The organism is Verrucomicrobia bacterium S94 (assembly GCA_004299845.1).
Taxonomy (GTDB): Bacteria; Verrucomicrobiota; Kiritimatiellia; order Kiritimatiellales; family Pontiellaceae; genus Pontiella.
This window is the reverse complement of sequence record CP036201.1, coordinates 337,251-353,659: the sequence shown is the minus strand read 5'-3', so window position 1 is coordinate 353,659 and position 16,409 is coordinate 337,251. Positions and strand designations below refer to the sequence as shown.

5 protein-coding genes, 5 tRNA genes and 6 rRNA genes are annotated in these 16,409 nt (G+C 50.6%); 2 read left to right on the top strand and 14 right to left on the bottom strand.

Annotated features, from left to right (window positions below; genetic code table 11):
• Positions 1–202: 202 nt before the first annotated feature.
• From EGM51_01530 to EGM51_01470, 13 genes are all read right to left on the bottom strand, one after another.
• Positions 203–448 carry a hypothetical protein gene (locus EGM51_01530; GenBank protein QBG46145.1) on the bottom strand — a complete coding sequence of 82 codons (246 nt, stop codon included), beginning with the start codon at positions 446–448 and terminating at the stop codon, positions 203–205.
• A 561-nt stretch (positions 449–1,009) separates the two neighbouring features.
• A 5S ribosomal RNA gene (gene rrf / locus EGM51_01525) occupies positions 1,010–1,124 on the bottom strand.
• A gap of 138 nt (positions 1,125–1,262) precedes the next feature.
• Positions 1,263–4,213: ribosomal RNA gene (locus EGM51_01520) — 23S ribosomal RNA — on the bottom strand.
• 129 nt (positions 4,214–4,342) lie between these two features.
• Positions 4,343–4,419, bottom strand: a tRNA-Ile gene (locus EGM51_01515).
• A gap of 11 nt (positions 4,420–4,430) precedes the next feature.
• Positions 4,431–4,506 (bottom strand) — tRNA-Ala (locus EGM51_01510).
• Between the two features lie 162 nt (positions 4,507–4,668).
• A 16S ribosomal RNA gene (locus EGM51_01505) occupies positions 4,669–6,250 on the bottom strand.
• A 421-nt stretch (positions 6,251–6,671) separates the two neighbouring features.
• A 5S ribosomal RNA gene (gene rrf / locus EGM51_01500) occupies positions 6,672–6,786 on the bottom strand.
• A gap of 138 nt (positions 6,787–6,924) precedes the next feature.
• Positions 6,925–9,875: ribosomal RNA gene (locus EGM51_01495) — 23S ribosomal RNA — on the bottom strand.
• 129 nt (positions 9,876–10,004) lie between these two features.
• Positions 10,005–10,081: transfer RNA gene (locus tag EGM51_01490), tRNA-Ile, on the bottom strand.
• Positions 10,082–10,092: 11 nt separating this feature from the next.
• A tRNA-Ala gene (locus EGM51_01485) sits at positions 10,093–10,168 on the bottom strand.
• Positions 10,169–10,330: 162 nt separating this feature from the next.
• Positions 10,331–11,912: ribosomal RNA gene (locus tag EGM51_01480) — 16S ribosomal RNA — on the bottom strand.
• Together the 16S, 23S and 5S rRNA genes with 4 tRNA genes alongside form the textbook arrangement of a ribosomal RNA operon.
• A 1,052-nt stretch (positions 11,913–12,964) precedes the next feature.
• Positions 12,965–13,339 carry a hypothetical protein gene (locus EGM51_01475; protein QBG46144.1) on the bottom strand — a complete coding sequence of 125 codons (375 nt, stop codon included), beginning with the start codon at positions 13,337–13,339 and terminating at the stop codon, positions 12,965–12,967.
• A 41-nt stretch (positions 13,340–13,380) separates the two neighbouring features.
• On the bottom strand, positions 13,381–14,112 hold the full coding sequence (locus tag EGM51_01470) for a dienelactone hydrolase family protein (GenBank protein ID QBG46143.1): 732 nt from the start codon (positions 14,110–14,112) through the stop codon (positions 13,381–13,383).
• Positions 14,113–14,240: 128 nt separating this feature from the next.
• On the opposite strand from EGM51_01470, the gene EGM51_01465 reads away from it, so the two are divergent.
• Positions 14,241–15,215, top strand: a complete 975-nt coding sequence (locus EGM51_01465; GenBank protein QBG46142.1) for a hypothetical protein — start codon at positions 14,241–14,243, stop codon at positions 15,213–15,215.
• Positions 15,216–15,256: 41 nt separating this feature from the next.
• Here EGM51_01465 and EGM51_01460 read toward each other — a convergent pair.
• A tRNA-Ser gene (locus tag EGM51_01460) sits at positions 15,257–15,344 on the bottom strand.
• Between the two features lie 166 nt (positions 15,345–15,510).
• Here EGM51_01460 and EGM51_01455 point away from each other — a divergent pair.
• Positions 15,511–16,407, top strand: coding sequence for a nucleotidyltransferase (locus EGM51_01455; protein QBG46141.1), 897 nt, complete (start codon positions 15,511–15,513; stop codon positions 16,405–16,407).
• Positions 16,408–16,409: the final 2 nt, after the last annotated feature.

The window sequence follows — 16,409 nt, the reverse complement described above, 5'->3', positions numbered from 1 at the left end:
AAAAGACTTAAAAAATACACAAAACCAATCCGCCAAGCAGAAGAGCCTACCTCCGGTGCCGAACGGAATACCTTCCAGACATTCTGTCATGCTGCATCATGATTCCGATCCGCAAAGGAATACATAAACACTGCAAACAAAGCTCCTCTGATCATAAAAAACATATACGTTCCGCGAGCTATCTCTACTCTATGCGTTCCGGTTACACCGGATGCTGTAAACCGACGGCTACGGAGCGAACCCAGACCGGCTTAATGGCCCAAAGCATGCCGAAGAAAAAGCGGCCATCATACATGCAGCCAGCCGGGTATACGCCCGCCGTAAGTTCAAGAACATTCCGGGAAACCCGCCGGCAGAGCACACCGTACAACGCATCGCGAAACTTCACCTGATTGAAAACAAACTGCGTGCCCTCCCGAACCCGACCATAACACTTATCGCAAGACATACTCAGCACCCTTTCTGTAAAGGATTAAACCTGTTCTCGAAGCCGAAGGGTTCCGGCAACTGCCGCACAACTTCGGCAACGCCATCACCTACTCACTCTACCGCCGGGCGCCCTCAACCTGAACCTCGGACACGAAACCCTAAAAATCGACAACAATCTCGTCTAAAACGCCATCCGTCCTGCAGCGATCGGGAAAAAGAACTTTCTGTCTTCGGAAGCCCCAGCTCCGGACAGACCAGCGCGGTCATTTACAGCCTCGTTGAAACCTGCCGAAAACCGGGAATCAATCCTTCCGAATATTTCAAAGAACTGCTCGACGCTTTGCCGACCATGCAGCAGTCCGAAGTTTCGAACTGGACACCAGCCCGCTGGGCCGCCGCCCGGAAACAAACCGCATAGCCATTGTCAATAGGGTGATCGAAAAGACGCATACAAGCAATCCTCGCAAATACGATTTCGTAATCCTGTCAAGGCGGTCGCCGAAGAGACGCTTACTCCGGAAAAGACGTATACGAATAAAAAAGCCCCAATCATTAAAATAATCGGGGCTGAAAAAAATAAATCCGGCTGCGTGCTACTCTCCCAGGGTCTGCCCCCTAGTACCATTGCCGCTGAGGCCCTTCACTTCTGTGTTCGGAATGGGAACAGGTGTTTCCTCCTCGCTATGGCAACCGGAAAATCATCAAAAAATCTGCAACTGCATAGTATTGAAATAACGACAACAACGACATGTATAACTCTACGGTTTGTCTGCCGCGCCGACTTTTGCAAACAGCGGGCATAAAACCTTTCCCTTCCATAAGGAAGAAAAAATTAAGATCAAGCCTCACGGCTAATTAGTACTGGTCAGCTTCATGCGTCACCACACTTTCACACCCAGCCTATCAACGTCCTAGTCTTGAACGAGCCTTGAGATGGCATAAAGCCAAAGGGAAGTCTTATCTTAGAGGGGGCTTGGCACTTAGATGCTTTCAGCGCTTATCCTTCCCATGCGTAGCTACCCAGCGATGCCGTTGGCACGACAACTGGAACACCAGAGGCATGTTAATCCTGGTCCTCTCGTACTAAGGAGTAATCTCTTCAAACTTCCTGCGCCCACGGCGGATAAGGACCAAACTGTCTCACGACGTTCTGAACCCAGCTCGCGTACCGCTTTAATGGGCGAACAGCCCAACCCTTGGGACCTTCTCCAGCCCCAGGATGCGATGAGCCGACATCGAGGTGCCAAACGATTGCGTCGATGTGGACTCTTGGCAATCATCAGCCTGTTATCCCCGGAGTACCTTTTATCCGTTAAGCGACGGCGCTACCACTAGCTACCGCCGGATCACTTAGACCTGCTTTCGCACCTGCTCGACTTGTGGGTCTCGCAGTCAAGCACCCTTATACCTATACGCTCTTCGCACGATTGCTGACCGTGCTGAGGGTACCTTTGTGCTCCTCCGTTACTCTTTGGGAGGAAACCGCCCCAGTCAAACTGACTCCCAGACACTGTCCGCTGCCCCGATTCAGGGGTTCAGCGTTAGAATTTCAATAAATCAAAACTGGTATTTCACCAATGGCTCCACAGATCCTGACGAATCCGCTTCAAAGCCTCCCAGCTATCCTACATATGAAGTACCAAAACCCAATGTCAGGTCACAGTAAAGGTTCACGGGGTCTTTCCGTCCTGCCGCGGGTATCCGGCATTTTCACCGGAACTACAACTTCACCGAGATTGTTGTTGAGACAGTGCGAAGATCGTTACACGATTCGTGCAGGTCGGAACTTACCCGACAAGGAATTTCGCTACCTTAGGACCGTTATAGTTACGGCCGACATTCACCAGGGCTTCGGTTCAGAGCTTCGATACAGGATCTAACCCCTTGCCTTAACCTTTTGGCATTGGTCACGTGTCACACCATATACTTCCTCTTGCGAGTTCGCATAGTGCTATGTTTTTGATAAACAGTCGCCTTCGCCTCTTCACTGCGCCTCGAATTAACATCACAAGTAAATTGCTGGCCAACTCGAGGACCCCTTCTTCCGAAGATACGGGGTTAATTTGCCGAGTTCCTTAACAACTTTTCTCTCGCGCGCCTTGGTATACTCTACCCTCCCACCTGTGTCGGTTTTGGTACGGTCACCTTACATTCAACGTTTAGAAGCTTTTCTCGGCAGTACAGCATCAGCCAATCCTCTTTGCCCAAAGGGCTCGGAGTCCCATCGGATCTCAGGCGAACATGGACGGATTTTCCTATCCAATACCCTACATCCTTAGACCGGCATTTCCAATCGCCGGCTGACCTAGCCTGCTGCGTCCCTCCTTCACTCATGTACGGCGGTACAGGAATATTAAACCTGTTTCCCATCGACTACGCTTTTCAGCCTTGCCTTAGGGGCCGACTAACCCTTCGCGGACGAACCTTCCGAAGGAAACCTTAGGATTTCGGCGGTGTGGATTCTCACCACACTTATCGTTACTCATGTCTGCATAATCACTTGTGTACAGTCCAGGTCGGTTTCCACCTTCCCTTCAGCCCGGTACACAACGCTCCCCTACTGCTTTAACAGTAGTTAAAACCCGCAGCTTCGGCAGATAGTTTGAGCCCCGATCATTTTCGGCGCCAAACCTCTCGACCAGTCAGCTATTACGCTTTGTTTAAATGGTGGCTGCTTCTAAGCCAACATCCTGGCTGTCTTCGAGATCTGACATCCTTCTCCACTTAACTATCATTTAGGGGCCTTAGCTGGCGGTCTGGGCTGTTTCCCTCTCGACTACGGAGCTTATCCCCCGCAGTCTGACTCCTGAGATTCCACAGATGGTATTCGGAGTTTGAAAACTCTCAGTACCCCGGGAGGGGCCATCGAGTACTCAGTGCTCTACCTCCATCTGCTACCACTCAAGGCTATCCCTCAAGGTATTTCGGGGAGAACCAGCTATCACCTGGTTTGGTTAGCCTTTCACTCCGACCCACAGGTCATCCAAACGTTTTTCAACACGTACTGGTTCGGTCTTCCACTTCCTATTACAGAAGCTTCATCCTGCCCATGGGTAGCTCACCAGGTTTCGGGTCTACCGCAGGCGACTATGACGCGCTATTAACACTCGCTTTCGCTTCGGCTCCACATCGAAGATGCTTAACCTTGCCACATACGGTAAGTCGCAGACTCATTATGCAAAAGGCATGCGGCCACCCCGAAGGGCTACCACAGTTTGTAAGTGCACGGTTTCAGGTTCTGTTTCACTCCCCTCCAGGGGTTCTTTTCACCTTTCCCTCACGGTACTAGTTCACTATCGGTCTTCAGTTAGTATTTAGCCTTAGGAGGTGGGCCTCCTGTATTCAGTCAGAGTTTCACGTGTTCCGACCTACTCGGGATACCACTAGGGCTCATCACGATTTCGCTTAAGGGGCTGTCACCCGCTATGGCTCAGCTTTCCAGCTGATTCTGCTATCGATTAAAGTCCCACATTGTGGTCCACACCCCACCCTGTAAACAGGATGGTTTGGGCTGTTCCGCGTTCGCTCGCCACTACTTACGGAATCACTGTTGTTTTCTTTTCCTCCGGTTACTAAGATGTTTCAATTCACCGGGTATCGCCTCTACGCACTATTTTATTCATACGCAGATGACAGGTCATTACACCTGCCGGGTTTTCCCATTCGGAGATCGCCGGATCAAAGGGTTTTTGCCCCTCCCCGACGCTTATCGCAGCTTAACACGTCCTTCATCGCCTACTGAAGCCAAGGCATTCACCGTACACCCTTAGTAGCTTGATCAAATCAAGGTTACTAATAAATAAGTAACATATATAAAGTATACATGCGCTTGTTGCAGTTATTCAATACTATGCAATTGTCAAAGAACACTCCGCTCAATGCGGAAAAATGTTATACGAGTGGACCATGGAAATGGTGGGCGTGACAGGAGTCGAACCTGTGACCTCATCCTTATCAGGGATGCGCTCTAACCAACTGAGCTACACGCCCCATTTCAAAAATGGTGGAGGTAAACGGGATCGAACCGATGACCTCCTGAATGCAAATCAGGCGCTCTCCCAGCTGAGCTATACCCCCAGTTTGGTCCATATTCTCGCCGAATAACTCATAAGAGAATCGATTTTGAAGCACTTCGCTCCAGAAATGGTGCGGTTTGTTATGCCTAAACCTTGTGGTATGCCTTTCGACGTACCGCATCCCGAAGGATGATACCCTAGGTCCGGTCTTACGACCGGCCTTCTCCTTAGAAAGGAGGTGATCCAGCCACTGGTTCCCCAACGGCTACCTTGTTACGACTTCATCCCAGTTATCAATCACACCTTAGGCGCCTTCCTCCCTTGACGGGTTGGATCAACGACTTCGGGTGCAACTGACTTCCATGATGTGACGGGCGGTGTGTACAAGACCCGGGAACGTATTCAAGGCGTCGTAGCTGATACGCCTTTACTAGCGATTCCAACTTCACGCAGTCGAGTTTCAGACTACGATCCGAACTGGGGGATGTTTTGAGGATTTGCTCCACGTCGCCGCTTAGCTTCCCATTGTACATCCCATTGTAGCACGCGTGCAGCCCTGGACATAAGGACCATACTGACTTGACGTCATCCCCACCTTCCTCCTGCTTTCACAGGCAGTCTGTTTAGAGTTCCCAGCCGAACTGATGGCAACTAAACACAGGGGTTGCGCTCGTTGCGGGACTTAACCCAACACCTCACGGCACGAGCTGACGACAGCCATGCAGCACCTGTTCAGCACCCTCGAAGGCTACGTCCCTTTCGGGTCGTATGCAGCTGAATGTCAAGCCCAGGTAAGGTTCTTCGCGTTGCATCGAATTAAGCCGCATGCTCCACCGCTTGTGCGGGTCCCCGTCAATTCCTTTGAGTTTTAATCTTGCGACCGTACTCCCCAGGCGGTGCGCTTAATGCGTTAGCTCAGGCACGGATGGGGGTAAAGCCACCCACGCCTAGCGCACACCGTTTACGGTTAGGACTACAGGGGTATCTAATCCCTTTCGCTACCCTAACTTTCGTCCATGAGCGTCAGTATCTGTCCAGAGAAGCGCCTTCGCCGCCGGTGTTCCACTTGATATCTACGCATTTCACCGCTACACCAAGTGTTCCCTTCTCCCCTCCAGTACTCTAGTCCTGCAGTTTCGAATGCAATTCCACGGTTGAGCCGTGGGCTTTCACATCCGACACACAGGACCGCCTGCGGACCCTTTACGCCCAGTAAATCCGAACAACGTTCGCCACCTCTGTATTACCGCGGCTGCTGGCACAGAGTTAGCCGTGACTTCCTCTGCAGGTACTGTCAAATGGCCTCCGTATTAGGGAAACCATCCTTCCTCCCTGCTGACAGGAGTTTACAACCCAAAGGCCGTCTTCCTCCACGCGGCGTCGCATGTTCACACTTTCGTGCATTGACAATGATTCTCGACTGCAGCCTCCCGTAGGAGTCTGGACCGTGTCTCAGTTCCAGTGTGGCGGATCATCCTCTCAGACCCGCTACCCGTAAGCCTTGGTGAGCCGTTACCTCACCAACAAGCTGATAGGATATGGGCTTATCTCCTTGCGACAGGTTCCGAAGAATCCCCGCCTTTATATAAGGTGCCATGCAGCACCTGAACACATCCGGTATTAATCATCGTTTCCGATGGCTATCCCGAACAAAGAGGCAAATTACCCATATATTACTCACCCGTTCGCCGCTCTCATCCATAACTTCTCTTCCGAAGAATTGAAAAAATGGAATCCCGCTCGACTTGCATGCCTAATCCACGCCGCCAACGTTCGTTCTGAGCCAGGATCAAACTCTCCATCAAATTGTTTAAAAAATGATCAGGTTCAAATCCTGTTTCGTATAATTATTCGCATATTTAAAACTCGCTTGCCCCGGAGGGCAATCGACAAAGTTTCAAAGCATTGGCTATAACAAACCGCACCACTTCTGAATCGAAGCGATGCTTCTTACATGTTGTCATATACTTATGAGTTATTCTGTTTTCAAAGATCAACTTCAGCTTTTTTTTTGCTGAAGGGCCGAACAAGGTAGCAAATTTCGCTATCGAGTCAACCGTTATTTCAAAAATAAATTCTAAAAGAACAAACCTTATCGCTACGGCCCATAATCAGTGGACGCTCATAGTGTTATAAGGTTGGTATTAAGCAGCCGGGGCCGCCTGATACCCGTGCTCCAAATACATTGGAGGAAAAATACTTCCTGTATATCGGAAGAAAAAATAAATCCGGCTGCGTGCTACTCTCCCAGGGTCTGCCCCCTAGTACCATTGCCGCTGAGGCCCTTCACTTCTGTGTTCGGAATGGGAACAGGTGTTTCCTCCTCGCTATGGCAACCGGAAAATCATCAAAAAATCTGCAACTGCATAGTATTGAAATAACGACAACAACGACATGTATAACTCTACGGTTTGTCTGCCGCGCCGACTTTTGCAAACAGCGGGCATAAAACCTTTCCCTTCCATAAGGAAGAAAAAATTAAGATCAAGCCTCACGGCTAATTAGTACTGGTCAGCTTCATGCGTCACCACACTTTCACACCCAGCCTATCAACGTCCTAGTCTTGAACGAGCCTTGAGATGGCATAAAGCCAAAGGGAAGTCTTATCTTAGAGGGGGCTTGGCACTTAGATGCTTTCAGCGCTTATCCTTCCCATGCGTAGCTACCCAGCGATGCCGTTGGCACGACAACTGGAACACCAGAGGCATGTTAATCCTGGTCCTCTCGTACTAAGGAGTAATCTCTTCAAACTTCCTGCGCCCACGGCGGATAAGGACCAAACTGTCTCACGACGTTCTGAACCCAGCTCGCGTACCGCTTTAATGGGCGAACAGCCCAACCCTTGGGACCTTCTCCAGCCCCAGGATGCGATGAGCCGACATCGAGGTGCCAAACGATTGCGTCGATGTGGACTCTTGGCAATCATCAGCCTGTTATCCCCGGAGTACCTTTTATCCGTTAAGCGACGGCGCTACCACTAGCTACCGCCGGATCACTTAGACCTGCTTTCGCACCTGCTCGACTTGTGGGTCTCGCAGTCAAGCACCCTTATACCTATACGCTCTTCGCACGATTGCTGACCGTGCTGAGGGTACCTTTGTGCTCCTCCGTTACTCTTTGGGAGGAAACCGCCCCAGTCAAACTGACTCCCAGACACTGTCCGCTGCCCCGATTCAGGGGTTCAGCGTTAGAATTTCAATAAATCAAAACTGGTATTTCACCAATGGCTCCACAGATCCTGACGAATCCGCTTCAAAGCCTCCCAGCTATCCTACATATGAAGTACCAAAACCCAATGTCAGGTCACAGTAAAGGTTCACGGGGTCTTTCCGTCCTGCCGCGGGTATCCGGCATTTTCACCGGAACTACAACTTCACCGAGATTGTTGTTGAGACAGTGCGAAGATCGTTACACGATTCGTGCAGGTCGGAACTTACCCGACAAGGAATTTCGCTACCTTAGGACCGTTATAGTTACGGCCGACATTCACCAGGGCTTCGGTTCAGAGCTTCGATACAGGATCTAACCCCTTGCCTTAACCTTTTGGCATTGGTCACGTGTCACACCATATACTTCCTCTTGCGAGTTCGCATAGTGCTATGTTTTTGATAAACAGTCGCCTTCGCCTCTTCACTGCGCCTCGAATTAACATCACAAGTAAATTGCTGGCCAACTCGAGGACCCCTTCTTCCGAAGATACGGGGTTAATTTGCCGAGTTCCTTAACAACTTTTCTCTCGCGCGCCTTGGTATACTCTACCCTCCCACCTGTGTCGGTTTTGGTACGGTCACCTTACATTCAACGTTTAGAAGCTTTTCTCGGCAGTACAGCATCAGCCAATCCTCTTTGCCCAAAGGGCTCGGAGTCCCATCGGATCTCAGGCGAACATGGACGGATTTTCCTATCCAATACCCTACATCCTTAGACCGGCATTTCCAATCGCCGGCTGACCTAGCCTGCTGCGTCCCTCCTTCACTCATGTACGGCGGTACAGGAATATTAAACCTGTTTCCCATCGACTACGCTTTTCAGCCTTGCCTTAGGGGCCGACTAACCCTTCGCGGACGAACCTTCCGAAGGAAACCTTAGGATTTCGGCGGTGTGGATTCTCACCACACTTATCGTTACTCATGTCTGCATAATCACTTGTGTACAGTCCAGGTCGGTTTCCACCTTCCCTTCAGCCCGGTACACAACGCTCCCCTACTGCTTTAACAGTAGTTAAAACCCGCAGCTTCGGCAGATAGTTTGAGCCCCGATCATTTTCGGCGCCAAACCTCTCGACCAGTCAGCTATTACGCTTTGTTTAAATGGTGGCTGCTTCTAAGCCAACATCCTGGCTGTCTTCGAGATCTGACATCCTTCTCCACTTAACTATCATTTAGGGGCCTTAGCTGGCGGTCTGGGCTGTTTCCCTCTCGACTACGGAGCTTATCCCCCGCAGTCTGACTCCTGAGATTCCACAGATGGTATTCGGAGTTTGAAAACTCTCAGTACCCCGGGAGGGGCCATCGAGTACTCAGTGCTCTACCTCCATCTGCTACCACTCAAGGCTATCCCTCAAGGTATTTCGGGGAGAACCAGCTATCACCTGGTTTGGTTAGCCTTTCACTCCGACCCACAGGTCATCCAAACGTTTTTCAACACGTACTGGTTCGGTCTTCCACTTCCTATTACAGAAGCTTCATCCTGCCCATGGGTAGCTCACCAGGTTTCGGGTCTACCGCAGGCGACTATGACGCGCTATTAACACTCGCTTTCGCTTCGGCTCCACATCGAAGATGCTTAACCTTGCCACATACGGTAAGTCGCAGACTCATTATGCAAAAGGCATGCGGCCACCCCGAAGGGCTACCACAGTTTGTAAGTGCACGGTTTCAGGTTCTGTTTCACTCCCCTCCAGGGGTTCTTTTCACCTTTCCCTCACGGTACTAGTTCACTATCGGTCTTCAGTTAGTATTTAGCCTTAGGAGGTGGGCCTCCTGTATTCAGTCAGAGTTTCACGTGTTCCGACCTACTCGGGATACCACTAGGGCTCATCACGATTTCGCTTAAGGGGCTGTCACCCGCTATGGCTCAGCTTTCCAGCTGATTCTGCTATCGATTAAAGTCCCACATTGTGGTCCACACCCCACCCTGTAAACAGGATGGTTTGGGCTGTTCCGCGTTCGCTCGCCACTACTTACGGAATCACTGTTGTTTTCTTTTCCTCCGGTTACTAAGATGTTTCAATTCACCGGGTATCGCCTCTACGCACTATTTTATTCATACGCAGATGACAGGTCATTACACCTGCCGGGTTTTCCCATTCGGAGATCGCCGGATCAAAGGGTTTTTGCCCCTCCCCGACGCTTATCGCAGCTTAACACGTCCTTCATCGCCTACTGAAGCCAAGGCATTCACCGTACACCCTTAGTAGCTTGATCAAATCAAGGTTACTAATAAATAAGTAACATATATAAAGTATACATGCGCTTGTTGCAGTTATTCAATACTATGCAATTGTCAAAGAACACTCCGCTCAATGCGGAAAAATGTTATACGAGTGGACCATGGAAATGGTGGGCGTGACAGGAGTCGAACCTGTGACCTCATCCTTATCAGGGATGCGCTCTAACCAACTGAGCTACACGCCCCATTTCAAAAATGGTGGAGGTAAACGGGATCGAACCGATGACCTCCTGAATGCAAATCAGGCGCTCTCCCAGCTGAGCTATACCCCCAGTTTGGTCCATATTCTCGCCGAATAACTCATAAGAGAATCGATTTTGAAGCACTTCGCTCCAGAAATGGTGCGGTTTGTTATGCCTAAACCTTGTGGTATGCCTTTCGACGTACCGCATCCCGAAGGATGATACCCTAGGTCCGGTCTTACGACCGGCCTTCTCCTTAGAAAGGAGGTGATCCAGCCACTGGTTCCCCAACGGCTACCTTGTTACGACTTCATCCCAGTTATCAATCACACCTTAGGCGCCTTCCTCCCTTGACGGGTTGGATCAACGACTTCGGGTGCAACTGACTTCCATGATGTGACGGGCGGTGTGTACAAGACCCGGGAACGTATTCAAGGCGTCGTAGCTGATACGCCTTTACTAGCGATTCCAACTTCACGCAGTCGAGTTTCAGACTACGATCCGAACTGGGGGATGTTTTGAGGATTTGCTCCACGTCGCCGCTTAGCTTCCCATTGTACATCCCATTGTAGCACGCGTGCAGCCCTGGACATAAGGACCATACTGACTTGACGTCATCCCCACCTTCCTCCTGCTTTCACAGGCAGTCTGTTTAGAGTTCCCAGCCGAACTGATGGCAACTAAACACAGGGGTTGCGCTCGTTGCGGGACTTAACCCAACACCTCACGGCACGAGCTGACGACAGCCATGCAGCACCTGTTCAGCACCCTCGAAGGCTACGTCCCTTTCGGGTCGTATGCAGCTGAATGTCAAGCCCAGGTAAGGTTCTTCGCGTTGCATCGAATTAAGCCGCATGCTCCACCGCTTGTGCGGGTCCCCGTCAATTCCTTTGAGTTTTAATCTTGCGACCGTACTCCCCAGGCGGTGCGCTTAATGCGTTAGCTCAGGCACGGATGGGGGTAAAGCCACCCACGCCTAGCGCACACCGTTTACGGTTAGGACTACAGGGGTATCTAATCCCTTTCGCTACCCTAACTTTCGTCCATGAGCGTCAGTATCTGTCCAGAGAAGCGCCTTCGCCGCCGGTGTTCCACTTGATATCTACGCATTTCACCGCTACACCAAGTGTTCCCTTCTCCCCTCCAGTACTCTAGTCCTGCAGTTTCGAATGCAATTCCACGGTTGAGCCGTGGGCTTTCACATCCGACACACAGGACCGCCTGCGGACCCTTTACGCCCAGTAAATCCGAACAACGTTCGCCACCTCTGTATTACCGCGGCTGCTGGCACAGAGTTAGCCGTGACTTCCTCTGCAGGTACTGTCAAATGGCCTCCGTATTAGGGAAACCATCCTTCCTCCCTGCTGACAGGAGTTTACAACCCAAAGGCCGTCTTCCTCCACGCGGCGTCGCATGTTCACACTTTCGTGCATTGACAATGATTCTCGACTGCAGCCTCCCGTAGGAGTCTGGACCGTGTCTCAGTTCCAGTGTGGCGGATCATCCTCTCAGACCCGCTACCCGTAAGCCTTGGTGAGCCGTTACCTCACCAACAAGCTGATAGGATATGGGCTTATCTCCTTGCGACAGGTTCCGAAGAATCCCCGCCTTTATATAAGGTGCCATGCAGCACCTGAACACATCCGGTATTAATCATCGTTTCCGATGGCTATCCCGAACAAAGAGGCAAATTACCCATATATTACTCACCCGTTCGCCGCTCTCATCCATAACTTCTCTTCCGAAGAATTGAAAAAATGGAATCCCGCTCGACTTGCATGCCTAATCCACGCCGCCAACGTTCGTTCTGAGCCAGGATCAAACTCTCCATCAAATTGTTTAAAAAATGATCAGGTTCAAATCCTGTTTCGTATAATTATTCGCATATTTAAAACTCGCTTGCCCCGGAGGGCAATCGACAAAGTTTCAAAGCATTGGCTATAACAAACCGCACCACTTCTGAATCGAAGCGATGCTTCTTACATGTTGTCATATACTTATGAGTTATTCTGTTTTCAAAGATCAATTGTCTGTCACATCCGGCGAACCGTTTGTTTCAAACAAGGCGGGTTATAATAATGATCGTTATGTTTCGATCAACCCAAAAATCAAATTATTTTCAACACCCCGAAAACCTATAAGAATAACTGATCGACAGCAATTCCACCTACTCAACATAGCATGTTAAAACACACATCAGCCGGTCTGCATTATTGCAATTCCGCTCGGCAATCCCGAAGTTTTCAGATGTCTCAAAGAACAATTTTACGCCACTTAAAAGCGGCCCTTGCTCAGCCAGCACCGTGTGTCTCAACGGCCGGCTTGTTTCGAACAAGGCGGGCTATAGTAACGATCAAAGCTTTCTGATCAACCCGAAAATCAAATTATTTTAAACCCCGTTGAAATGATGAAATCTGTACTGCCCAAAAAGGAATTCTGATCCTTGCATGAACGGCTAACAGCTCGTTTTGCGCAGATTCAGAACAGACGAAACGCCTCGGTGAATTCCAAAACTTCGTAGGTTTAAAAAGAACAAATTCCCGCTCACCGGTCAGCCTCATAAACAGCTAACGTGTTGTGAACAGGGCGACGGATAGTAGTCAGAATTGCCCTTCTCGCAACCGTTTTTTGAACTTATTTTTAACCGTTCTCACAACCCCCTCATAAATGCTATTTTACGTAAGACGTTTTTTAAACAGAAAGACCGCCCGGATAGGCGGCCCGCTCAATTAAGCAGATGAGTTCGTCACTTCGTCGGAAGCAGTTTCATGAAATTCTGACAGCGACTGTCTCGACCCGCACCACCTCAGCAATCCCTTAATTCATCTCTTTCGCCGTTCAACAGACATTGCCAGAAAGGGAAGCTATCACCGGGACACGGCAGCATCACCTCTCCTTTCCTCCAGCTTTTGCAGCACGCGCACGGCGTACATCTACAAAGCTTTTAACAAAGAAAAACATCGAAAGTGCCGATGTCAGCATCATCACCACCACACGGACCACCGCCACAGAATCATGACGTCCCAGCGCCGCCGTAAGCGGCTTGATTAACGCAATCAGAATCACCAGCGTCAGCAGCACCGCAATATGCGCCACCATTTTATTTTCCTTTTTCACTCCCTTATAGAGAGCAAGAATAACGACCCCGAATCCGACAGGAATAAAGGCCGTTGGCGAAGGTGTTTCCGAGCCGAAATAGGCCCAAAGCCCGAAGGCGATTAAAACCAGTGCATTTATCAAACTTGCTGTATGTGCTTTCATGCGATCTCTTTCGTTTTATGGAGCGACAGCGTCGCTCCTGTTTATTTCAATACATCCTCCAAAAACCGAAGAAAATGGGCCCACGATTCCCGATCCGGCTTTTCACGGTAGCGGGAACCTCCAAACACGGTCCACCCATGCGGCGCCCCCGTGTACGATATCAACTGCGCAGAAAGCCCCTGTTTTTCCAGGGCCTCCGCCAGCGCAGCAAACGGCGGCATACCGTCGGTAATCGAATGATGAATCTGATACTCTCCTGTCGCCCTGGAATAATCCTGTCCCTCCGGCAGACCCAGCCCACCATGAAACGTCACAAACCCCTTCACATCCGCGCCCGACCGGGCAAACTCCAGCACAGCGGTACCGCCGAAACAGTAACCCATCACCACACAGTTATCCGTATTCAGCCCCTGCGCCTCCGCAAATTCCAGCGCCCCCTTCATATACGAACGCATTTTCGGGCGGTCATCCGTAAGAATCGCCATACATTTTTTACGGTCCGCAATCTCAGTTGGACGCACCCCTTTTCCATAGAGATCGACCGCAAACACAGAATAGCCCAGTTTCCGGAGCATACCTGCGCGTTTAATTTCATATTCCGTCAATCCATCCCAGTCATGAACAATCACCACCAGCGGCGCATCCGGACCGGCCCGATCCATATATCCCTCGAAAACCACATCATCCACGGAATACTCGATAGAAGCGGCAACAACAGGAGCTGCCAGAAGAAAACCAAAAACATACACAAACAGTAACTGAATCTTTTTCATTTTAATTCTCCCTGATTGCATCGGAGCATAGTCTTCCGGTAATATTTCACCACAAAATAATAAGACCAATTCAGTTCGCTTTAGATATGTATTGAAAACAGAATGACCCATTCCTGACAACTCCCGAAATGAGCTCACTAAAAACGATCCGCAGAAAAATCCGACGCCGAATCCGAAGACCTCTGGAAACTCTTGCCTTCCGGACAGGGGCCCTGTTGATCCCCCTTTTCCCCCGAAAATGCATCGTACAGATTTACCGCATCACCGGAACCCTGACCTACTATGTTGCAAAAAAAGAGCGGACCATCGGTCTGGCCAACCTCAACACCGTATTCGGCCATTCCAAAACCGACGCCGAAAAAAAACGTATTCTCATCCAGTCATTCATCAGCTTCACCCAGACTATGGGCGACATTTTCTGGTTTTCACGCTTCACACCATCCCGCACAGAAAAATACCAATGCTTCATACCGGCCGACGGCCCGTACTTTGAAAAGCGTGCACACATCATCATCACCGCCCACACCGGAAACTGGGAACTGATCGGCCTGCAGAGCGGGCTGCTGGGCATCGATGTCGCCAGCATTGCCGCCATCACCAAAAATGCAGCCGTCGACCGCCTACTGAACCGCCTCCGCGAAAAAACCGGTATGACCGTCATTCCCCGCAAAGGAGCCACACGCACACTCATCAATCGCTTCAGAAACAAAGGCAAAGCCGCATTTGTTCTCGATCAGAATACTGCGGAAAAAGACGGAGGAATCTGGGTCGACTTTCTGGGCATGCCTACACCCGTTTCCTCTGCACCGGCCTATTTGGCCTACCGCACCGGTACCGACATCATTTTCGCCTTCAGCCATCCCGTCGGCAACGGAAAATATGAAGCACACACCGGACCGGTCATTACCCCGCCCGTTTTTGACAAACAGGCCGACCACCGGAAAATCGTTAAAGATCTTACCCAGCAGATCATGGATGTGATCAGCACACAAATCCGCAATCACCCCGAATTCTGGCTCTGGTCCTACAAACACTGGAAACAGATCAAGCCCGCCACCGACCCCGCGATCTATCCCTACTACAGCACCCCCCGGCACCGGTAAAACAAACCCCGCCGGCTCGACAGAACCTGCGGGGTGAAAAATGGCGGAGGAAGAGGGATTTGAACCCCCGAGGCGTTTCCGCCCACACGATTTCGAATCGCGCGCCTTAAGCCACTCAGCCATTCCTCCGTGCACTTAAAAATGAAGGGCAAAAACGTAGTAACTTCCCTGCTTCCGGGCAAGTCCAATTCTGGAAAACCTTTGCACCTCTTGTGCCTTTCCGCAACCGGCCACTACTGCTAGCCTGTCCTGACATTCAACCTTCGACACTCAGATTCAGAACGAAAGGACGATTATGAAACCGACACTACTGATTATGGCCGCCGGCATGGGCAGCCGCTACGGCGGGCTTAAACAGCTCGACCCCGTAGGTCCCAACGGCGAAACCCTGCTGGAATATTCTATTTTCGATGCCATCCAGGCCGGCTTCGGCAGAGTCGTCTTCGTGATCCGCCGCGATTTCGAAAACGCCTTCAAGGAACAGGTCGGCAGCAAATTCACCGAAAAAATCGATGTACAGTACGCATTCCAGTCATTGAGCGATCTGCCCGCCGGATTTTCCATTCCCGAAGGCCGCACCAAACCCTGGGGCACCGGACAGGCCGTACTTTGCGCCAAAGATCTCATCAGCGAACCCTTCTGCGTACAGAATGCAGACGATTTCTATGGTGCCGAAGCCTACAGGACCATCACAGAAGCGTTCCCGGCCCTGAAAGAAAACGAGAGTTGCATGGTTGGCTATCGGCTGAAAAACACGCTCTCCCCCAACGGATCGGTTTCACGCGGCGTCTGCAAAACAGACAACGGCTATCTTTCTGAAATCACCGAGCGCACCGAAATTATCACCAATAAAGCCGGCACCGTTCAATATATTGAAAACGGTACCGCCTTCGATATGACCGGCAATGAAATCGTCTCCATGAACTTCTGGGGATTTGCGCCGCAGTTTTTCCAGTCCCTGGAAGAAAAGTTTATCGAGTTCCTGCAGAACAGAGGCTGCGAACAGAAATCAGAATGGTATATTCCCGATATCGTCACACGCATGATGCACAACGGCGAAACCCGGATTAAAATACTCAGCTCCGATGCCCGGTGGTTCGGCGTCACCTATCCCGAAGACCGCCCCGCCGTCGTCCAGGCCCTGAAATCCATGCACGAAAGCGGAATTTATCCCGGAAAACTATGGAACTGATC